Annotated in this window: 18 protein-coding genes; 10 read left to right on the plus strand and 8 right to left on the minus strand. The window is 70.8% G+C overall.

Annotated features, from left to right (window positions below; translation table 11 throughout):
- Window positions 1–139: 139 nt before the first annotated feature.
- Window positions 140–559: a hypothetical protein gene (locus ACH4DZ_RS30515; RefSeq protein WP_398290606.1), complete on the minus strand. Its 420-nt coding sequence runs from the start codon at window positions 557–559 to the stop codon at window positions 140–142.
- A gap of 120 nt (window positions 560–679) precedes the next feature.
- Here ACH4DZ_RS30515 and ACH4DZ_RS30520 point away from each other — a divergent pair, with 120 nt between their 5' ends.
- The 9 genes from ACH4DZ_RS30520 to ACH4DZ_RS30560 all read left to right on the plus strand — a co-directional run bounded on the left by ACH4DZ_RS30520 (window position 680) and on the right by ACH4DZ_RS30560 (window position 11,262).
- On the plus strand, window positions 680–1,675 hold the full coding sequence (locus tag ACH4DZ_RS30520) for a substrate-binding domain-containing protein (RefSeq protein ID WP_398290607.1): 996 nt from the start codon (window positions 680–682) through the stop codon (window positions 1,673–1,675).
- A 72-nt stretch (window positions 1,676–1,747) separates the two neighbouring features.
- Window positions 1,748–2,797, plus strand: a complete 1,050-nt coding sequence (locus tag ACH4DZ_RS30525; RefSeq protein ID WP_398290608.1) for a galactitol-1-phosphate 5-dehydrogenase — start codon at window positions 1,748–1,750, stop codon at window positions 2,795–2,797.
- Entirely contained in the window at window positions 2,794–4,305 is a 1,512-nt protein-coding gene (locus ACH4DZ_RS30530; RefSeq protein WP_398290609.1) for a ribulokinase, read from the plus strand. The genes ACH4DZ_RS30525 and ACH4DZ_RS30530 overlap by 4 nt, the downstream gene beginning before the upstream one ends.
- Window positions 4,306–4,331: 26 nt before the next feature.
- Window positions 4,332–5,294, plus strand: coding sequence for a sugar-binding transcriptional regulator (locus tag ACH4DZ_RS30535; protein WP_398290610.1), 963 nt, complete (start codon window positions 4,332–4,334; stop codon window positions 5,292–5,294).
- Window positions 5,295–5,320: 26 nt separating this feature from the next.
- Window positions 5,321–6,877, plus strand: coding sequence for a sugar ABC transporter ATP-binding protein (locus ACH4DZ_RS30540; RefSeq protein ID WP_398290611.1), 1,557 nt, complete (start codon window positions 5,321–5,323; stop codon window positions 6,875–6,877).
- Window positions 6,874–7,893: an ABC transporter permease gene (locus ACH4DZ_RS30545; protein WP_398290612.1), complete on the plus strand. Its 1,020-nt coding sequence runs from the start codon at window positions 6,874–6,876 to the stop codon at window positions 7,891–7,893. The genes ACH4DZ_RS30540 and ACH4DZ_RS30545 overlap by 4 nt, the downstream gene beginning before the upstream one ends.
- Entirely contained in the window at window positions 7,886–8,860 is a 975-nt protein-coding gene (deoC, locus tag ACH4DZ_RS30550) for a deoxyribose-phosphate aldolase (RefSeq protein WP_398290613.1), read from the plus strand. The genes ACH4DZ_RS30545 and deoC overlap by 8 nt, the downstream gene beginning before the upstream one ends.
- Before the next feature lie 16 nt (window positions 8,861–8,876).
- Window positions 8,877–10,364 carry an aldehyde dehydrogenase family protein gene (locus ACH4DZ_RS30555; protein WP_398290614.1) on the plus strand — a complete coding sequence of 496 codons (1,488 nt, stop codon included), beginning with the start codon at window positions 8,877–8,879 and terminating at the stop codon, window positions 10,362–10,364.
- The gene (locus ACH4DZ_RS30560) at window positions 10,357–11,262 is read left to right on the plus strand and encodes an aldehyde dehydrogenase family protein (protein WP_398290615.1); all 906 of its coding nucleotides are present in this window, start codon (window positions 10,357–10,359) and stop codon (window positions 11,260–11,262) included. The genes ACH4DZ_RS30555 and ACH4DZ_RS30560 overlap by 8 nt, the downstream gene beginning before the upstream one ends.
- An 87-nt stretch (window positions 11,263–11,349) precedes the next feature.
- Here the strand turns inward: ACH4DZ_RS30560 and ACH4DZ_RS30565 are convergent, their stop codons facing one another.
- The 7 genes from ACH4DZ_RS30565 to ACH4DZ_RS30595 all read right to left on the minus strand — a co-directional run bounded on the left by ACH4DZ_RS30565 (window position 11,350) and on the right by ACH4DZ_RS30595 (window position 17,912).
- Window positions 11,350–12,564 carry a cytochrome P450 gene (locus tag ACH4DZ_RS30565; RefSeq protein ID WP_398290616.1) on the minus strand — a complete coding sequence of 405 codons (1,215 nt, stop codon included), beginning with the start codon at window positions 12,562–12,564 and terminating at the stop codon, window positions 11,350–11,352.
- Window positions 12,561–13,811 (minus strand): NAD(P)-binding domain-containing protein, encoded by a 1,251-nt coding sequence (locus ACH4DZ_RS30570; protein WP_398290617.1) that lies wholly within the window; start codon window positions 13,809–13,811, stop codon window positions 12,561–12,563. Before ACH4DZ_RS30570 ends, ACH4DZ_RS30565 begins: the two co-directional genes overlap by 4 nt.
- Complete coding sequence (locus ACH4DZ_RS30575; protein WP_398290673.1) at window positions 13,808–15,043, minus strand: NAD(P)/FAD-dependent oxidoreductase; 1,236 nt, start codon at window positions 15,041–15,043, stop codon at window positions 13,808–13,810. The genes ACH4DZ_RS30570 and ACH4DZ_RS30575 overlap by 4 nt, the downstream gene beginning before the upstream one ends.
- The gene (locus ACH4DZ_RS30580; RefSeq protein ID WP_398290618.1) at window positions 15,010–15,204 is read right to left on the minus strand and encodes a ferredoxin; all 195 of its coding nucleotides are present in this window, start codon (window positions 15,202–15,204) and stop codon (window positions 15,010–15,012) included. The genes ACH4DZ_RS30575 and ACH4DZ_RS30580 overlap by 34 nt, the downstream gene beginning before the upstream one ends.
- 234 nt (window positions 15,205–15,438) lie before the next feature.
- Window positions 15,439–16,167: a TetR/AcrR family transcriptional regulator gene (locus ACH4DZ_RS30585; RefSeq protein WP_398290619.1), complete on the minus strand. Its 729-nt coding sequence runs from the start codon at window positions 16,165–16,167 to the stop codon at window positions 15,439–15,441.
- Window positions 16,168–16,443: 276 nt separating this feature from the next.
- Window positions 16,444–17,190 carry an SDR family NAD(P)-dependent oxidoreductase gene (locus ACH4DZ_RS30590; RefSeq protein WP_398290620.1) on the minus strand — a complete coding sequence of 249 codons (747 nt, stop codon included), beginning with the start codon at window positions 17,188–17,190 and terminating at the stop codon, window positions 16,444–16,446.
- 92 nt (window positions 17,191–17,282) lie between these two features.
- The gene (locus ACH4DZ_RS30595) at window positions 17,283–17,912 is read right to left on the minus strand and encodes a TetR family transcriptional regulator (RefSeq protein WP_398290621.1); all 630 of its coding nucleotides are present in this window, start codon (window positions 17,910–17,912) and stop codon (window positions 17,283–17,285) included.
- 105 nt (window positions 17,913–18,017) lie between these two features.
- Here ACH4DZ_RS30595 and ACH4DZ_RS30600 point away from each other — a divergent pair, with 105 nt between their 5' ends.
- Window positions 18,018–18,956 carry a zinc-binding dehydrogenase gene (locus ACH4DZ_RS30600; RefSeq protein ID WP_398290622.1) on the plus strand — a complete coding sequence of 313 codons (939 nt, stop codon included), beginning with the start codon at window positions 18,018–18,020 and terminating at the stop codon, window positions 18,954–18,956.
- Window positions 18,957–19,054 lie beyond the last annotated feature (98 nt).

The following is a 19,054-nucleotide window of genomic DNA, read 5'->3' on the forward strand; positions in this document are numbered from 1 at the left end:
CGGGATCCATACTGCGACCTGCGGCCACCGCCTCCTCGTATGTCTTTACAAACAATGATTATCATCGGTGGTCGTACTCGTGCCCGCCCCGACCGGCAAGATGCCGGGTCTTGGTCTGAGCGCCGGCTCTGGAGTTGAATCAGCCGATGAACATGTCTCCCAAGAGATCCGCATGCCCCTCGACGAGGTCGTCGCAGTCCTGCAGGACCTGAACGAGTTCGTGGTCTCCCTCGACCGGCTCGGATCCCGATAGGCATCCGGAAGTGCCGACGAACGCACCGTCGGCAAGTTCATCGACGACTGGGATGTCGCCCGGAGATCGGCCCGTGCCCGGCGCGTTATCAGTGTCGCGCTGGATGCGCAGCTGAGCGAGGAAGACAACGCCGAGATCGACACCCTGTGCGGCCAGGGCCGTTTCTACGGCAGCCCCTCCACTGATCAGTTCGCCTGACTCCACGGCGTAAGAACGGTTCCCCGGCTCGGCATTCATGTCCGCGTCGGCGGCGTCGATGTCCCCCTCTCCGCAGCCTCGGCGTACGTGTTCCGTCGCGCCGGACAACCGGCTGTTCGCTCCCCGTCACCCACTTTCTGCTCATGAGAGCAAAAAAACCAGCATGTGTTGCCGTGAAGTTAATTCTGGACCTACTGTCCGTCGCCAGGACCACATCAGGAGGCCCATATGCGTACCAAGCGCATCTTCGGGATCTTTATCACGGCATCCACTCTTGTATCGCTCACCGCGTGCTCCGTCTCGACCACCCCGGGCGGCTCGGACAGCAGTGGCAAGAAGGCGGCCTCGGACGGCCTGTCCATCGGCTTCAGCCAGGCCACCCAGCAGTCGCCGTTCTACGTGCAGCTGCGCACCGGCGCCGAACAGGCCGCCGAGAAGGCCGGCGCCAAGCTCAGCTTCGCCGACGCGGGCGACGACGTGACGAAGCAGAACAACGACATCCAGGACCTCATCACCCGTGGTGTCGACGTGCTGCTGGTCAACCCCGTCGACCCCAAGGGCGTCAAGGCGGGACTGGCCGCAGCCAAGGCAGCGGGTGTCCCGGTCGTCACCGTCGACCGCCCGGTACCCTCCGGCGCCGTCGCGCACGTCGGTCGCGACAACAAGGAGATGGGCCGGCTCGTCGGCGCCGAGGTCGTCAAGGCCCTGGGCGCCAAGGGCGGCAAGGTCATCGAGATCAAGGGAGACGCGGGCGGTGCCGTCGCCCGCGACCGCAGCGCCGGGTTCCATGAGGCCGTGGCCGCCAACAGCAAGATCAAGATCGTGTCGGGGCCGTACTGCGACTACATACGCGCCAAGGCCGTCACCGCCATGCAGGACCTCGTCCAGACCAACCCCGACGTCAAGGCCGTCTACGCGCACAACGACGACATGGCCCTCGGCGCGCTCCAGGTGCTGAAAGAGAACAACCGCACCGACGTCAAGGTCGCCGGTGTCGACGGACTGATGGAGGCCGTGAAGTCCATCGCCGCCGACGGCCCCTACATCGCGACCGCGCTCAACGACCCGATCTCGCTCGGCGCCACCGCCGTGCGGACCGCGCTGGACGCCGAGAAGGGCAAGAAGGTCTCCGCCGAGGTCGACGCCGGAACCGGTCTGATCGACACGGGTAACGCCGCCACGTACAGCGGCTCCACCACGTTCGCCCTGGCGGACAAGAAGTAGCCCCGAGCAGTACGCCGCAGACCGGAACCGGTCCGCCCCACCCGAGAGAGCGATACGAAAATGCCGCGAACCATGCGAGCCGCCCTGCTGCACGCCCCGGGCGACATCCGCGTCGAGGAGGTGCCCGTACCGGTGCCCGCGCCCGGGGAGGCGCTCGTCCGTGTCGCCGCGTGCGGGGTCTGCGGCTCCGACATACCCAGGATGCTGCGCCCCGGAGGGGCCTACCACCTCCCGCTGATCTGCGGCCACGAGTTCTCCGGACACGTGGTGGCGCTCGGCGCGGAGCTCGCGGCGGCAGGCACGGTCAAGGAGGGCGACCTCGTGGCCGTCCCGCCGCTGATTCCCTGCCGCCGCTGCACCCCTTGTGCCCAGGGCCACTTCAGTCTCTGCGAGGACTACGACTACTTCGGCAGCCGGCGGGCCGGTGCCTACGCCGAGTACGTGACCGTCCCCGAGGGCAACCTGATGGTGCTGCCGGCTCACCTCGACCCGCGTGCCGCGGCGATGCTCGACCCGGCCGCCATCGCCCTGCACGCCATCTGGCGCACCAAGCTGCGCACCGGTCACCGGGTCGCTGTCGTCGGCGCGGGCCCCATCGGTCTGTTCGCCGTCCAGTGGGCCCTGCTCGCCGGCGCGCAGGAGGTGCTCTCCATCGACGTCAGCGAGGAGAAGGCCGCGATGGCCCTGGAGGCCGGCGCCACCCACACCGCCACCACCGCCGAGCAGGCCACCGAGCTGGCCGGCCAGGGCTACGACGTCATCATCGAGTCCGCCGGCGTGCCGGCCACCGCCGACCAGGCGGTCTCCCTCGCCGCCCGGCACGGGCAGGCCGTCTTCATCGGCATCCCGCACGACCCCGTCGTCCTGCCCAAGGCCACCTTCAGCAACTTCCTGCGCCGCGAGGTCACCCTGCACGGCGCCTGGAACTCCTTCTCCGCGCCGTTCCCCGGCGACGAGTGGCGCACCGCCGCGCGTGCCATGGGCGACGGCAGCCTCCGCTGGAAGTTCATGATCACGCACGAACTGGGCCTCGACGACGTCTCCGCCACCCTGCACCAGCTCGGAGAGCGGTCCGTCTTCAGCTCGAAGGTCCTCTTCCTGCCGAACGGAGACCGTCCATGAGCGCGCTTCTCGCCATCGACCTGGGCACCGAGAGCGCCCGGGTGGCCGTCTACAGCGCCGAGGGCGCGGAACTCGGGCTGAGCCAGAGCGGCTACCCCACCTCCTTCCCGCACCCGGGCTGGGCCGAGCAGAATCCCGAGGACTGGTGGAGCGCCGTGGTCACCGCGACGCGCGCGGCCCTCTCCGAGGCAGGCTCGCCCCCGGTGGCCGGCGTCGCCGTCGCCACCACCGCGTCCACCGTCGCCGTACTGGACGAGGCCGGACGGCCGCTGCGCCCCGCACTGCTGTGGATGGACAGCCGGGCCAGCGCGGAGTCCGCGCTGACCGCGGCGTCGGACCATCCGGTCCTGCGGTACGCGGGCGGCTCCGACGCGGTCGAGTGGCTCGTGCCGAAGGCCATGTGGCTGGCCCGGCACCAGCCGGACGTCTACCGCGCCGCCGCTCACATCACCGAGGCGGTCGACTACCTCGTCTGGCGCCTCACCGGCGAGTGGACCGGCTCGCGGATGAACGCCGTCTGCAAGTGGAACTACGACCCGCGCGGCGCCGGGCTCCCCGACGACCTCTACGCGGACCTGGGTGTCCCCGACCTCCGTGACAAGCTCCCCGGCCGGATCGTCCCGGTCGGCGGCCTCGTCGCCCCCGTGCGGCCCGGTGTCCGCGACGAACTCGGCCTCACCGGCGAGGCGATGGTCGGCGCCGGCGGCATCGACGCCCACCTGTCCCTGCTCGCCGTCGGCGGCGCGCGGACCGGCCGGGTGTCGGTCGTCAGCGGCACCTCCACCGCCTTCGTCACGGAGATTGACGAACCCGTCTTCCCGCCCACCGTCTGGGGGCCCTACCCGGACGCCCTCAACACCGGCCGGTGGCTGGTCGAGGGAGGACAGGTCACCTCGGGGTCCGTGCTCACCTGGGCCGGTGAACAGCTCCTGGGCCGGCCCCGCGCGGAACTGCCCGCACTCATCAAGGAGGCCGCGGCCCTGCCGCCCGGCGCGCACGGGCTGATGGTCCTCGACTACTTCATGGGCAACCGCACGCCGCTGCGCGACCCGCGGCTGCGCGGCGCCGTTCTCGGACTGACCCTCGGCAGCCGTCCCGAGGAGGTCTACCGGGCCGCCGTCGAAGGCGTCGCCTACGGCACCCGGCAAGTCCTCGACTCGTTCGTCGACGGCGGCGTACCCGTCGAGGAGGTCTTCGTCTCCGGAGGCATCCGGCACAACCCGCTGTGGCTGCGCACCACCGCGGACGTCCTCGGCCGCCCGCTGCTGCTGGTCGCCGAGGGCAACCTCACCCTGCGGGCCTGCGCGGTCGCCGCCGCCACCGGAGCCGGCCAGGCCGCCTCCCTCGCCCGGGCAGCCGCGGGCTTCGCCCCCCGAGTGACGGTCATCGAACCGGACTCGTCCCACCGCGCGGCCTACGAACAGGGATACGCGGAATACCGGGCCGCCACCGAGGCCACCCGCGAGATCGCCCACCGGCTCAGCGCACCGGACCGCCACACCGGCTGACCCGGCCGTCGGACAAGGAGGTCCGGATGACCAACATCGAGGACGAGGCCCTGCTCTACCAGGTCGCCTCCCTGTACTACGAACAGAACCGCACCCAGGAACAGATCGGCGAGGAACTCCACTTCACCCGCTGGAAGGTGGGCCGGCTGCTCGCCGAGGCCCGGGACGCGGGGATCGTACGCATCGAGGTCGTCCACCCCAAGGCCCGTATGCGGAGCCTGGAGGAACGACTGCGCGACGTCTTCGGGCTGCGTGACGCCGTCGTGGTCGCCGGCGACCGCGCGGACGACGAACGGCTGCGCGCCAGGGTGGCCGAGGCCGGCGCCGACTACCTCGCCCGGCTCCAGCCGGCCCCGCGCCAACTGGGCGTCTCCTGGGGCCGCACCCTCGACCTGCTCGCCGCCCGCCTCCACCCCGGCTGGGCGACCGGTGTCCACGTCGTCCAGATCAACGGCGGACTCAGCCGCTCCCGCACCCCCACCTCCGCCCAGGACATGGCGGGTCGGATCGCCCACCTGGCACAGGGCACCCTCAGCGTCCTGCCGGTGCCGTCCATCGTGGAGCAGGAGACCACCCGGCGGCTCCTGGAGCAGGACAGCGCGGTCGCCGACGTCCTGGACCAGGCGGCCGCCGCGGACACCGTGCTCTTCAGCCCCGGCGGCATAGGAGCCGACTCGGTGCTGGTCAGCTCCGGATACCTGACCGCCGACGACCTGGCGTCCCTGGCCGCCGCCGGAGCCGTCGGCGACGTCGCGGGCCGCTTCATCGACGCCCGGGGAGCCATCGTCGACCAGCCGCTCGACGACCGCACCCTGGGGCTCCCGCTGGAACACCTGCGCAACAGCGCCGTCTCCGTGGCCGTCGTCTCGGGCACCGCGAAGCACGCCGTGTGCGCGGCCGTGGTCTCCAGCGGCCTGTGCAACACCCTCGTCACCGACCAGCACACCGCGTCCCACCTGCTCGGCACACACCAGCGGGAGGAGCTGTGAGCGCAAAGAGCCAGAAAGGAGGAGCCGTGAGCCCTCACGACACCGGTGCCCGGCAGGCCGCCCCGGACACACCGCGGCTGGTCATGCGCGGCATCGTCAAGCGATTCCCCGGCACCCTCGCCAACGACGGCGCCGACCTGGTCGTGCGCCCCGGTGAGGTCCACTGCCTGCTCGGTGAGAACGGCGCGGGCAAGAGCACCCTGATGAAGATCCTGGCCGGTTCCTACCGGCCGGACGCGGGCGAGATCCTGCTCGACGGCGAACCGGTCACCCTGGCCGGCCCCCAGGCGGGACTGGCCGCCGGCATCGCCGTCATCTACCAGGAACTGGACCTCGTACCCGACCTGACGGTCGCCCAGAACCTGCTGCTCGGCCACGCCCCGTCCTGGGGTCCCGTCGTACGCCGCAAGGAGCGCGCCGAACTGGCCCGGGCCGCCGTCGCCCGGGTCGGCGGGGACTTCTCCGTCCACACCCCTGTCCGGGACCTGCCCATCGCGGCGCAGCAGCTCACCGCGATCGCCAGGGCGCTCACGGCCGACGCCCGGCTCATCGTCATGGACGAGCCCTCCGCCACCCTCGGCGAGAGCGATCTGCGCACGGTGTTCCAAGTGATCCGCTCCCTCACCGCACAGGGCCGCTCCGTCATCTACATCTCGCACCGCCTGGACGAGGTCATGGAGATCGGCGACCGCGCCACCGTGATGCGCGACGGCCGCTCGGTCGCCGTCAGGGATCTCGCCACCACGACGGCGGACGAACTGGTCGCCGACATGATCGGCGAGAACCGGGAACTCGTCAGCACCACCGACCGGCCCAGGCCCGACGGCCCGCCCCTCCTGGAGATACGTTCCGCCACAAGCCCCGGACTGATCGACATCAAGGACATCGAGGTCCGGGCGGGCGAGATCGTCGGCCTCGCGGGGCTCGGCGGCGCCGGCCGCACCACCCTCCTCAAAGCCCTGTTCGCGGACACCCGGGCCACCGTCTCCGTGGCCGTCGACGGCAAGGTCCTGCGGCTGAGCAGCCCCGCCGCCGCCGTACGGGCCGGTCTGGCCCTGGTCCCGGAGAGCCGCAAGGAACAAGGGCTGATGCTGGACCTGTCCGTCGCCCGGAACGCCGCCGTCACCGCACTGAACCGCCCGCCCTGGCTGTTCCCCCGACGCCTCGGCCGCCGGCTCGCCTCCCCCGTCATCACCGATCTCGGCGTGCGGTGCTCCTCACCGGACCAGCCCGTCGGCAAGCTCTCCGGCGGCAACCAGCAGAAGGTCGTACTGGCCAAGTGGATCACCAGGGGCGACATACGGGTCCTGCTGCTCGACGAACCCACCCGAGGTCTGGACGTGGGCGCCAAGGCCGATCTCTACCGCCAGGTCCGCCACCTCGCCGACCAGGGCGTGGCCGTCCTGCTGGCCAGCAGCGAACTGAGCGAACTGACCGCCAACGCCGACCGCGTCTGGGTCCTGCACGAAGGCCGCAACGTGGCCTGCTTCGACCCCCGCACCACCGACGAGAGCACCATCGCGCACACCGTCATCACCGGTGCGACACCCACCAGAGCGACATCCCCTGGAGCACCCTCATGAGCACATCCACCACGGTGGCCGACCCGAAATCGGCCCCCGGCGACAGGAGTCCGCGGCCCCCCTCGCCCCGGTGGCGGGGCGCCGACCTCATCGTCAGGTTCAACCTGGTACTGGTCTTCCTGGCCCTGTGCGTGGTGGCGAGCCTGCTCGCCCCCGAGTTCCTCACCGTCCGCAACATGTCCAACCTGCTGCAGCAGTCCGCGCTCACGGGCATCGTCGCCGTCGGCATGACGCTCGTCATCCTCACCGCCGGGATCGACCTGTCGGTGGGGAGCGTCGCCGCCTTCGGCGGCATGACCGTCGCCCTGCTGATCGACCACGACATCAACTTCGTGCTGGCCATCGTGGTGAGCCTGGCCGCGGGAGCCGCCTTCGGTGCCCTGATGGGCGGGCTCTCCGCCTACCTCTCGCTGCCCGCGTTCATGACCACCCTCGCCGGACTCACCGCCATCCGCGGTCTGACCTACCTGCTGACCGACGGCGAGCCGGCCGGGGGCGAGATCCCGCACGCCTTCCAGCTCCTCGGCGGCGGATTCGTCGGGTACGTACCCATCGTCGGCCTGATCTTCGTCGCCGTCGCCGTCGCTGCCGGGCTGCTGCTGCGCGGGACGACGTTCGGCGAGTACATCTACGCCGTGGGCAGCAACAAGGAAGCCGCCCGCCTCTCCGGACTGCCGGTGCGCGGCGTGATCACCGCGGTCTTCGCCCTCTCCGGCGCGCTCTCCGCCCTCGCCGGGGTCCTGCTCACCTCACGGCTCACCATCGGACAGCCCACCGCGTTCAACGGCCTCGAACTGGACGCCATCGCCGCCGTCGTCCTCGGCGGCACCAACCTCTTCGGCGGACGCGGCGGCGTCATGGGCACCTTCGTCGCCGTGCTGCTTCTGTCCGTGCTGCGCAACCTCTGCAATCTGATGGGTCTCGGTTCGTTCTTCCAGATGGTCGTCACCGGACTGATCCTCGTGGTCGCGCTCATCCTCAACATGCTCATAGAGAAGCGAGGTTCCCGTGCCTGACACCGCCGGCCCCGCCACCGAGGCACCCCCGGCCCCCGCGAACAGCAACGCCGCGCTGCGTGCCCTCCTGGACTCTCTGCCTGGCGTCGACGAGGCGGGCGTCCACGCCCGTGTGGCCGACCTGGCGACCCGCTCGATCAAGACGACCGCCAAGGCCCGCGCCATCGACCTGGCCATCCGCATGGTCGACCTGACGACCCTGGAGGGCGCGGACACCCCCGGCAAGGTGCGGGCCCTGTGCACGAAGGCCCTGCTCCCTGACCCCACCGACCGCACGGTTCCGCCGGTGGCCGCCGTCTGTGTCTACCCGGACCTCGTCCGCGTCGCGGTAAGCGCCCTGGAGCCGACCCCGGTGGGCGTCGCGTCCGTCGCCTCCGCCTTCCCTGCGGGCCGCGCACCGCTCGACGTCCGTCTCCTCGACACCCGGCACGCGGTCGCCGACGGCGCCACCGAGATCGACATGGTGATCGACCGGGGAGCCTTCCTCGCCGGGGACTACCGCAAGGTGTACGACGAGATCGTCGCCGTCAAGGAGGCCTGCCACCGGCCGGACGGCCCGGCGGCCCATCTGAAGGTCATCCTGGAGACCGGCGAACTGGCCACGTACGACGCCGTGCGCCGCGCCTCATGGCTGGCCATGCACGCCGGGGCCGACTTCATCAAGACGTCCACCGGCAAGGTCGCGCCCGCCGCGACCCCCGCCGTCACCCTGATCATGCTCCAGGCGGTCCGTGACTTCCGGGCCGCGACCGGCCGCCAGGTCGGGGTCAAACCCGCCGGCGGGATCCGCACCACCAAGGACGCCCTGCGCAACCTCGTGATGGTCAACGAGACGGCAGGGCCCGACTGGCTCGACCCGCGCTGGTTCCGCATCGGTGCCTCCAGCCTGCTCAACGATCTGCTGATGCAGCGGGCGAAGCTGACGACCGGCACGTACCCCGGTCCCGACTACTACTCAGCGGACTGAAAGGGATCGAGTACGCATGTCCGACCGTCCCACGCCCCACACCGTCCCCGCCCCGCAGGACTCCGGAACCGGAGCCCTCCTCTACGCTCCCGCACCCGAATCGAGGGCCGTCGTCTCCCTGCGGCCCTCCTACGGACTCTTCGTCGACGGCGAGTTCACCGAGCCCGGCGAACAGACCCTCGTCAGCGTCAACCCGGCCGACGAGGAGAAGCTCGCCGAGGTGAGCGTCGCCACCGAGGCCGACCTGGACCGCGCCGTCGCCGCGGCCCGCCGCGCCTACGACGGCGTGTGGTCCCGGACGAGCCCCTCCGAGCGCGGCAAGTACCTCTACCGGATCAGCCGGATCATCCAGGACCGGGCCCGCGAACTCGCCGTGCTGGAGTCCCTCGACAACGGCAAGCCCATCAAGGAGACCCGGGACGTCGACATCCCCCTGGCTGCCGCGCACTTCTTCTACTACGCGGGCTGGGCCGACAAACTCCCCTTCGCCTCGCCGGGCGTCCCCGCCCCGCGGCCGCTCGGCGTCGCGGCCCAGGTCATCCCGTGGAACTTCCCGCTGCTGATGCTCGCCTGGAAGATCGCCCCGGCGCTCGCGGCGGGCAACACCGTGGTCCTCAAGCCCGCCGAGACCACTCCGCTGACCGCCCTGGTCTTCGCCGAGATCTGCCAAGAGGCCGAACTGCCGCCCGGCGTAGTCAACATCGTCACCGGTGCGGGTGCCACCGGCCGGGCGCTCGTCGCCCACCCCGGCGTGGACAAGGTGGCGTTCACCGGCTCCACCGACGTGGGCCGGGAGATCGCCAGGACCGTCGCCGGCACGTCCAAGCGGGTCACCCTCGAACTCGGCGGCAAGGGCGCGAACATCGTCTATGCCGACGCGGCGCTCGACCAGGCGGTGGAAGGGATCGTTACGGGGATCTTCTTCAACCAGGGGCACGTGTGCTGCGCCGGGTCCCGGCTGCTGGTCCAGGAGTCCGTCGCCGAGGAGGTGCTGCACCGGCTCAAGGAACGGGTGGCCCTGCTGAGGCTCGGCGACCCGCTGGACAAGAACACCGACATCGGCGCCGTCAACTCCGCCGCCCAGCTCGCCCGTATCCAGGACCTCGCCCGGGCCGGCCGGGACGAGGGAGGCGAGCAGTGGTCCCCGTCCTGCGAACTGCCCTCCCGGGGCTACTGGTTCGCGCCCACCGTGTTCACCGGGATCACCCAGGCACACCGGATCGCCCGTGAGGAGATCTTCGGCCCGGTGCTCTCCGTCCTGACCTTCCGCACCCCGGAAGAGGCCGTCGAGAAGGCCAACAACACCCCCTACGGTCTCTCCGCGGGCATCTGGACGGAGAAGGCGAGCAGGATCCCCTGGACCGCGAACCGGCTGCGCGCCGGGGTGGTCTGGTCCAACACGTTCAACAAGTTCGACCCCACGAGCCCCTTCGGCGGCTACCGCGAGTCCGGTTACGGGCGCGAGGGCGGACGGCACGGACTGGAGGCGTACCTCAATGGCTGACACGGTCACGGCACTCGACCCCGCACCGACGGCTCCGCAGTCCCGGCGGCTGCCGGTGCGCAAGACCTACAAGCTCTACCTCGGCGGCGCCTTCCCCCGCTCCGAGTCGGGCAGGAGCATCCCCGTGACCTCATCGGACGGCGCCCACCTGGCCAACGCCGCGCTCGCCTCACGCAAGGACGCCAGGGACGCCGTCGTCGCGGCGCGTTCCGCGTTCGGTCCCTGGGCCTCGCGCACGGCCCAGCTCCGGGGCCAGATCCTCTACCGGATCGCCGAGATGATGGAGGGCCGCCGCGCCCACTTCGTCCAGGAGACCGTCGACGCGCAGGGCCTCGACGAGGCGGCGGCCCAGGAGGTCGTCTCCGCCGCGATCGACCGCTGGGTCTACTACGCGGGCTGGACCGACAAGATCGCGCAGGTCCTGGGCGGCGGCAACCCGGTGTCGGGCCCTTACGAGAACACCTCGTCCCCCGAACCCACCGGCGTCGTAGCGGTCCTCGCCCCTCAGGACTCACCGCTGCTCGGGCTGGTCTCGGTCGTCGCCCCGGTGATCGCCGCGGGCAACACCGCGGTCGTGGTGGCGAGCGAACGCGCCCCGCTTCCCGCCGTCACCCTCGCCGAAGCACTCGCCACCTCCGACCTGCCCGGCGGGGTCGTCAACATCCTCACCGGCCGCACCGCAGAGATCGCCCCGACCCTGGCCGCGCACGCCGACGTCAACGCGCTCGACCTGGCCGGAGCGGGAGACCTCGCCGCACAGCTGGAGACCGCGGCGGCGGCCACCCTCACCCGGGTGCTCCGCCCGGCACCGTCCCCGGACTGGAACGCGCTGCCGGGCCTCGCCCGTATCACCCCGTTCCTGGAGACGAAGACCGTCTGGCGGACCGTCGGCCGCTGAACAGCCCGAGGTGTGCTGTACCGCGGGCCCGGCCCGCGGTACAGCACACCGACCGCCGCCCGGCCCGGTCCGGCGGTCAGCGCGGTGTCAGCGGGTGACCATGAGCTTGCGGACGCCGTAGTTGGTGCCGGTGAAGTCCATCGGGACCTCTTCCAGCGGGGTGGCGAGCCGCAGGTCGGGGAAGCGCTGGAAGAGCTTGGGCAGGACGGTCTTCAGTTCGGCGCGGGCGACGTTCTGGCCGAGGCAGGCGTGGACGCCGTACCCGAAGCCGATGTGGCGGGCCATCTTGCGGTCGATGTCCAGGGTGTCGGGGTCCTGGAAGGCACGGGGGTCGCGGTTGGCGGCGTTCATCGCGACCACGACCAGTTCGCCCTTCTTGATGTGCGCTCCGCCGAGTTCGAGGTCCTCCTTGGCCACCCGGCCCAGGCCGAACTGCACGATGGTCAGGTAGCGCATCAGCTCCTCGACGGCCGTCCCGATCTTCTCGGGGTGTTCCGTCAGCTCCTTGCGCTGTTCGTCGTGCGTGAGCAGCGTGAGCGTGGACAGCCCCATCATGGCGGCCGTGGTGTCGTGGCCGGCGAACAGCAGCAGCACACCGAGGCCGATCAGCTGCCGCTCGGTCAGCACGGCGTCGTCGCCCTCGGCCTTGTTGACGAGTTCGGCGAGGATGCCGTCGGTGGCTCCGGTGCGGCGCTTGTCGGCGACCAGTCCGGTGATGTAGTCGATCAGCCAGTGCGCGCCCTTGTCGCGTACCTCACGGCTCTTGCCCATGTCCATCAGGTCCACGGTGGCCTCGTGGAAGCCGTCACGGTCCGCGTAGGGCACGCCGAGCAGTTCGCAGATCACCAGGCAGGGAATGGGCAGTGCCATGGCCTTGACGAAGTCGAAGGTCTTCGGTCCCGCGGCGATGGCGTCCAGGTGCTCGTCGACAATCTTGTCGATATAGGGCTGGAGCTTGTTCTGTACGGACTTCGGGGTGAAGCGCGCGGTGAGCAGCCGGCGGTAGGCGCCGTGCTCGGGTTCGTCCATCATCACGAACCCCGCGTCGAAGGGCGCGCTCTCGCCCGCCTCGTCGACCTCGCCCTCGGGGGTGTCGTGGCGCGGTCGCCGTGCGCTGAGCCGCGGATCGGTGAAGACCTGGCTGCCCTCCTCGAAGCGGGTGACGATCCAGCCGCTCGAACCGTTGGGGAAGCGGACCTTGACGATGGGCTGCTCCTCGCGCAGCCGGGTGTACTCGGCCGGCGGGTCGAGGGGGCGGTTCGGGCTGCGGTAGACGGGCTGGTCGATGAGAGGCTCGGTCACTTCTGCTCCTGCGCTGTGGGGGAGGGGGCGGCGGTGTGCGCGGCGATGGCGGCCGTGATGCCCGCCTGGGTGGCGGTGGCCTTGCACCAGCCGGTGTAGACGGCCAGGTGGAGTACGGCCTCCCGCAGTTCGTCGGGGGTCAATTCACCGTTGACCAGGCCACCGTTGGCGATGATCTGGATGAGTTCGGGGCGGCCGACCGTGGCGGCGACGCCGAGGGTCAGCAGCCGGCGATCGCGGACGGACAGGCCCTCGCGGCTCCACACCTGCGCGAAGAGGTAGTCGACGGTCTGATCGGTGAAGGGGTCACTGCTGCCCTGGACCGCGCCGCTGAAGCCGGGGCCGTACACCTGGTCCATCATGTCCAGGCCGTACTGGTGCAGATCGCCCTCTGCGGGAGACGGTTCCGCACCCAGTTCCAGCGTCTGACGGGCTCGGGCGCGGACCACTTCGACCAGGGGGACATCGACACCGAGCGTGCCGGCCAGGTCGCGGGCGGCGTCGAGATCCTTGGTCATCAACGGCTCGATCTGCCGGCCGACGGCTTCGGGCAGGGAGCCGTCGGGGCCGTGCATGCGCAGGAGTTGCAGCAGGGTGCGCCCCTCGGGGTCCGCGGTGTCGATGACTTCCGCGAGGCGGGCCGGATCCACCCCCGCGGCGCGCGCCAGTCCGGCGGCCTCGGCGACGGTGCGCCAACTGCCGTACGTGATGATGTTGCGGGCGATCTTGGTGGCCATGCCGGCGCCGGGCGGGCCGCAGTGCACGATCTTCTTGGCCCAGTCGTCCAGCACGGGCATCGCCGCGTCGAGGGTGGCCCGCTCGCCGCCGACGATGGCGACCATGCCGTTCTCGGCGGCCTTGTCGCCCGGTGTGACTCCGCAGTCGAGGAAGCCCACGTCGTGCCGGGCGCACAGGGCTCCCAGCTCGTGCACGACCGGCAGGGCGACGGTGGCCAGCAGGACGACGACCAGCCCCGGATGCGCGGCCGACAGCAGACCTTTCTCCCCGCCGATCACCTCGCGTGCCTGGTCCGCGTCGACGACCGCGACCATCACCACGTCGCTGGCGGCGGCCACGTCGGCAGGGGTGCCCAGGGGGTCCGGGACACCGGCCAGCTTCGCCGAGGCGTCCGGCCGGATGTCGTGGACAGCCGGAACGCGGCCGCTGCGGGCCAGGCTGACGGCCACACCGCCGCCGATCATGCCGAGACCGACCACGCCGGCCCGTAGATTCTGACTGCTCGTCATGCCACGCTCCTCGCTCCGAGTGGGGCCGCGTCGGCCACCTGCGCGCGGTAGCCCCGCAGGGCCCGCATCATGTTGACGCCGACCGCGGCGCAGACCCGGCCGTTCCTGCCGTACAGGGCGACCAGCCTGCGTTCGGCGATGCCGCCCTCGACGACGCGGATCTCGTCGGCGCCCCGGGTACGGCCGTAGATCTGGATCTTGAGGTCGTACTGGTCGGTCCAGACGTACGGGACCGTCTCGAAGGGGGTCGCGTGCTCCGGGCCGGCGAGCACGTTGCGGGCGACGGCCAGGCCCTGTTCGGCGGCGTTCGTACGATGCTCGACGCGGGTCGGCTCACCGGTGAGCGGGTGCGGCCAGGCGGCGACGTCCCCGGCCGCCCAGACCCCGTGGCCGGCGTACAGGGTGGCGTCGCACAGGACGCCGGCCGCGACGGGAACCCCGCTGTCGGCGAGCCACTCCACGTTCGGCTGTGCGCCGATGCCGACCAGTACGGCGTCCGCGGCGACGGTGCGGCCGTCGGCGAGACGAATCCCGGTGGCCCGTCCGCCGGCTGTGAGGACCTGGTCGACCAGGACGCCGGTCACCACGCGTACGCCGTGTTCCACGTGGACGGCGCGAAGCAGGGACCCCAGGTCGTCACCGAGGGCATCGCCCATGGGCTGGGCCGTGTCCGTGACCAGAGTGACCTCGCAGCCCAGCCCTCGGGCCACCGCGGCGGCCTCGGCACCGATGAAGCCGCCGCCGACCACGACCAGGTGCGGTTCGGTGGCCAGTTCCTCGCGCAGGGCGAGGGCGTCCTCCAGGGTGCGCAGGACATGCACCCCGCTCACTCCTTCGGTACCGCGCAGTCGGCGGGCCCTGGTGCCGGTGGCCACGACGAGCGCGTCGTACGGGACACGGCTGCCGTCGCTCAACACCACCTCGGCGGCGCCGGTGTCCAGCGAGACGGCGGGGGTGCCGAGCCGCAGATCCAGGTCGAGGGCCTCGATCGCGTCGGACGCGCGCAGGAGCAGCCGGTCGGCGTCCCACGTGCCGGACAGGAGCTGTTTCGACAGCGGCGGCCGATCGTAGGGCAGATGCGTTTCCTCGCCGATGAGTGCCAGACGTCCGGTGTAGCCCTCGCGCCGCAGCCCCTCCACCACGCTGAGGCCGGCGGCCGAGGCGCCGACGACGGCGATCCGGGAGGGCGCGTCGCGCCTCACTGTCGCGCCTGGATGGCGACCGCCGGGCAGACCGCGGCGGCCTGATGGACGTTCTCGTACTGCTCGGCGGGCGGGTCGGGGTCGAGCAGCACCACGATGCCGTCCTCGTCCCGCTGGTCGAAGACCTCGGGGGCGGCCAGTACGCACTGGCCGGCACCGCAGCACTTGTCGAAGTCGATGGAAATTTGCATGGGGGACCACCTCCGTCAAGCCCTGTGAGGGCGACGTGAGTTAGGCGTGCAGAGGTAGTTGCCTCTGTAACCTAACTAAGTTCAGCGGGGACTGTACTCCTGGACGGGGGGACCGGCAACCGGCCCCTGGAGGTGTGCGGGAATTATGAGCTTCTCGGGATCCGCCTACGGCACGGGCGGGCGCGCGCACGAGGGCGCCGCGTGTGGCGGCCTGGCCGGATTACGCGGGTTCCCCTACGGCTGCGTCGGTGAGAGAAGGCCCCTGATCAGGCGGGAAGCCTCTGTCTCGGGAGCGGCGGTGGGGGAGTGTGACGGCATGCCGGACGGGTCCACGACGAGCGAGTCGACCATCCCGTCCGCCAGGTGCAACGTCAGGGTCTCGGACGATTCGTCGTGGTAGAGGCTGTGATGCAGCGCCACCATGCCGTGCAGTGCGGCCCACAGGGTCTGCGCAGCCTGCTCGATCGGCAGAGGCAGGGTGTACCCGGTCTCCCGGCACCTGTGCAGGGCCGCACGGAAGCTGGCCGAAACATGTCGGGCGGGGTGACCGCTGATCCTGGAGGGCTCCACCGTCGGTTGGCGCACTTCGAACATCAGCCGGTAGTGGCCCGGGTTGTTCATCGCGAACAGGCAGTAGGCATGCGCCTGAGCCCGCAGCCCGTTCCGGGCGTCCGTGCCGGCCCGGGCCTCGGCGGCGGCCATCTGCGCGACGAGTTCGTCGTACCTGTCGGCCAGGGCCGCCCACACCAGCTCCGTCTTGTCGGCGAAGTGCAGGTAGATGCTCGGAGCCGAGATCCCCACTTCCTTGGCGACCGCGCGCATGGTCAGTTTGTCGGCGCTGCCCCACTCCGCGAGCAGATGCTGAACGGCGGCCACGATCTCCCGGCGGAGCTGTGCCCCCTGCCCGCGCTGGCTGCGCTCCCGCCCGTTTCCCGCACCGGTGTCCTTCGGTCGTGTCTCCATCAGTCGCCTTTCCGCCTGGTTACAGCCTAGCCAGGTGGAAGACGGGACTCGGCCCGGCAGGTGCTCAACGCCCGAACTACGACGGACCGGGGACCAGGCCGGGGACCGGTCGGCATCCCACCTCCGGGGCGGCTGCGGCCACTGGGTGGCCCACCAGGAACGCCCCGGCGCGGTCGACCGCCTGCTGAACGACTGGCTCGCCATCCTCCAGGGCCGAACCGGGCGGGCCACCCGGACGCGGCAGCCGCTGCGGGGGCGGCGTACGGCGGTGTGGGGTCAGGAGGCGGACATGCCCGCGTCGATCTTGTGTTCGGCGCCCGTGATGTAGGAGGACTCGTCGGACGCCAGGAACAGCACCAGCGACGACACCTCGTCCGGTTCCGCCAGCCGGCCGAGGAAGATCTGCGCCAGGGCGTCGCCGCCCCCCTCGTCGGTCGCCTCGACCATCATCGGCGTGTTGATGAAGCCGGGGTGCACGGAGTTCACGCGGATGTTGTCACCGCCGTACTCCTGGGCCGCGGCCTTTGTCATCCCCCGGCTGGCGAATTTGCTCGCGACGTAGGCGAGGCTGGGGAATCCATAGTTCGCCCGCAGTCCTGCCAGCGACGATATGTTCACGATCGACCCGATGCCCGCACGCTGCATCGACGGGATGACCGCCTTCATCCCGAGGAACTGGGAGTGCTGGTTGATGGCGCACACCTTGAGGTAGTCGTCCTCGTCGAGGTCCGCCGTCTTGGCGATCGGACCCAGGATGCCCGCGTTGTTCACCAGGACGGTGACGTCACCGAAGGCCGCTTCGGTCTCCGCCACGACACGCGCCCAGTCGTCGGACTTCGTGACGTCCTGCACCGTGTACCGGGCACTGTCGCCGAGCTCGTCGGCGAGTTCCCGGATGGCGGCCTCGTTGACGTCCGTGAGGGTGACCTTGGCCCCCTCCTTGATGAAGCGGCGGGCGTGCGCGGCGCCCATGCCCCGGCCCGCTCCGGTGATGATCGCGACCTTGTCGTCCAGACGGCTCATGAGGGGACTCCTTCGTCCTGTGTGGTCCTGGGGGAGCATCCGAATTTCGGAACCCAGTCCCAAAAATACACCTCGGCCTCGGGCGCGCTGGCTCAGCCCCGCGTCGCACCGTCCAGGACCACCTGGAAGGCGTCGGTGACCGGACGCAGCGCGGCGTTCAGCTCATCGATGTCGACGGCGTCCTCGGCGGCGGCCCCGTCCGCCTCGGCCCAGCGCCTGAGTACCGCGACGTAGGCCGCCTGTACGGCGCCGCCGATCGCGGCCGGGGTCGGGGCGTTCGCGTCGAGTCCGGTGCGTTCGGCCGCGTACCGGCTCACCACCTCGGCCCATACGCGCCAGTGCGCGGCGGCCTCCGCGGCGAGCGCGGCATCCTGGTCGAGGACGCGGAACCGGTCGAGCCACGAGTCCGGCGCCGCCGCCCGGGACAGGTGCGTCGACCGGACGACCGCCGCCCGCACGGCCGCCATCACGGGCACGTCATCGGCGTCGTCGAGAGCCGACCGCAGCCGCTCGACGGCACGGTCGAACTCGCCCCACACGATCCCCGCCTTCGAGCCGAAGTAGCGGAACAGCGTCGAACGCCCGACTCCACCGGCGGTCATGATGGCCTGGAGCGTCGTCGCCTCGTAGCCGTCCCGGAGCAGCAGCTCGAAGGCGACCTCCTCAAGGGCTTCGCGGGTCGAGGCGGGCGGTCGCCCCCGGCGGGCGCGGGAAGTCGTCATCACCCGAGCGTAGTGAAGTACTTTTGGGATGCGGTACCAAAAAGGTCCGATGGCCGCCCGCACCGTGCGGCCGTCACCAGGAGACAAGCGTCCAAGGAGCAGACGATGCGCGCATGGCAGTTCACCGAAGTCGGTAAGCCACTCACCCTGAGGGAGGTGCCGACCCCAACGCCGGCTGCGGACGAACTCGTCGTGCACGTCCGCGCCGCCGGTCTCTGCCACAGCGACGTCGGGTTCCTCGACGGCACGCTGACGCCACTGCTCCCGTTCAGTCCGATCACGCTCGGTCACGAGATCGCGGGCGTCGTCTCGGCCATCGGATCCGACGTGACCCGGTTCACCGTCGGCCAGAAGGTCGTCATCCCCGCCGCCATCGAGGGACCGGGGACATCGAAGAACGGCGGCTTCGCGGACGAGGTCGTCGTCCTGGAGCGACTCGTCGTCGCACTGCCCGACGGGGTGCCGTTCGACCAGGCGGCAGCCGCCACCGACGCCGGTCTCACCTCCTACCACGCGGTCTCGGTGCAGGGTAAGGTCTCCGCCGGTTCCCGGGTCGGGATCATCGGCCTCGGGGGGCTCGGCTCCCTCGGCGCGCAGACCGCGCTCGCACTCGGCGCGAGGCTGTTCGTCGCCGAGAAGAACGAACGTGTACACGACTTCGCCCGCTCGCTCGGCGCCGAGAGGGTCGCCACCGACATCACCGAGTTCGCCGGCGAGAGCCTCGACGTGGTCATCGACTTCGCCGGGTTCGGGACGACCACCGACGGCGCGATCCATTCGGTCCGACGCGGCGGACGGATCGTCCAGGTCGGCCTCGGCCGCGCCCGCGGCGAGATCGACCTCCAGGCGCTCACCCTCAACGAGGTCGAACTCGTCGGCTCGCAGGCCGGTTCCAAGGAGGACTGCGCGGCGGTGTTGGACCTCGTCGCCGAGGGCAAGCTGTCCTCGCGGATCACCGAGATCGGCTTCGAGGACATCGCCGAAGGGATCGGCCGACTCGAACGCGGCGAGGTCATCGGACGCCTGGTCGCCACATTCGGATGACATCCCACTCGGCCGCTGTCGCACCGGCACCTACACCGGTGCCGACAGCGGCACCGACTGGAGATCTTCAACCGCCGGGGTGATGCGAACTATTCGGT

The organism is Streptomyces sp. NPDC017991 (assembly GCF_044328075.1).
Lineage (GTDB): Bacteria > Actinomycetota > Actinomycetes > Streptomycetales > Streptomycetaceae > Streptomyces.

Coding starts and splice junctions, on each gene's coding strand:
- ACH4DZ_RS30520 (WP_398290607.1), top strand. CDS start 680: ATGCGTACCAAGCGCATCTTCGGGATCTTTATCACGGCATCCACTCTT.
- ACH4DZ_RS30525 (WP_398290608.1), top strand. CDS start 1,748: ATGCGAGCCGCCCTGCTGCACGCCCCGGGCGACATCCGCGTCGAGGAG.
- ACH4DZ_RS30530 (WP_398290609.1), top strand. CDS start 2,794: ATGAGCGCGCTTCTCGCCATCGACCTGGGCACCGAGAGCGCCCGGGTG.
- ACH4DZ_RS30535 (WP_398290610.1), top strand. CDS start 4,332: ATGACCAACATCGAGGACGAGGCCCTGCTCTACCAGGTCGCCTCCCTG.
- ACH4DZ_RS30545 (WP_398290612.1), top strand. CDS start 6,874: ATGAGCACATCCACCACGGTGGCCGACCCGAAATCGGCCCCCGGCGAC.
- ACH4DZ_RS30555 (WP_398290614.1), top strand. CDS start 8,877: ATGTCCGACCGTCCCACGCCCCACACCGTCCCCGCCCCGCAGGACTCC.
- ACH4DZ_RS30560 (WP_398290615.1), top strand. CDS start 10,357: ATGGCTGACACGGTCACGGCACTCGACCCCGCACCGACGGCTCCGCAG.
- ACH4DZ_RS30570 (WP_398290617.1), bottom strand. CDS start 13,811: ATGACGAGCAGTCAGAATCTACGGGCCGGCGTGGTCGGTCTCGGCATG.
- ACH4DZ_RS30580 (WP_398290618.1), bottom strand. CDS start 15,204: ATGCAAATTTCCATCGACTTCGACAAGTGCTGCGGTGCCGGCCAGTGC.
- ACH4DZ_RS30585 (WP_398290619.1), bottom strand. CDS start 16,167: ATGGAGACACGACCGAAGGACACCGGTGCGGGAAACGGGCGGGAGCGC.
- ACH4DZ_RS30590 (WP_398290620.1), bottom strand. CDS start 17,190: ATGAGCCGTCTGGACGACAAGGTCGCGATCATCACCGGAGCGGGCCGG.
- ACH4DZ_RS30595 (WP_398290621.1), bottom strand. CDS start 17,912: ATGACGACTTCCCGCGCCCGCCGGGGGCGACCGCCCGCCTCGACCCGC.
- ACH4DZ_RS30600 (WP_398290622.1), top strand. CDS start 18,018: ATGCGCGCATGGCAGTTCACCGAAGTCGGTAAGCCACTCACCCTGAGG.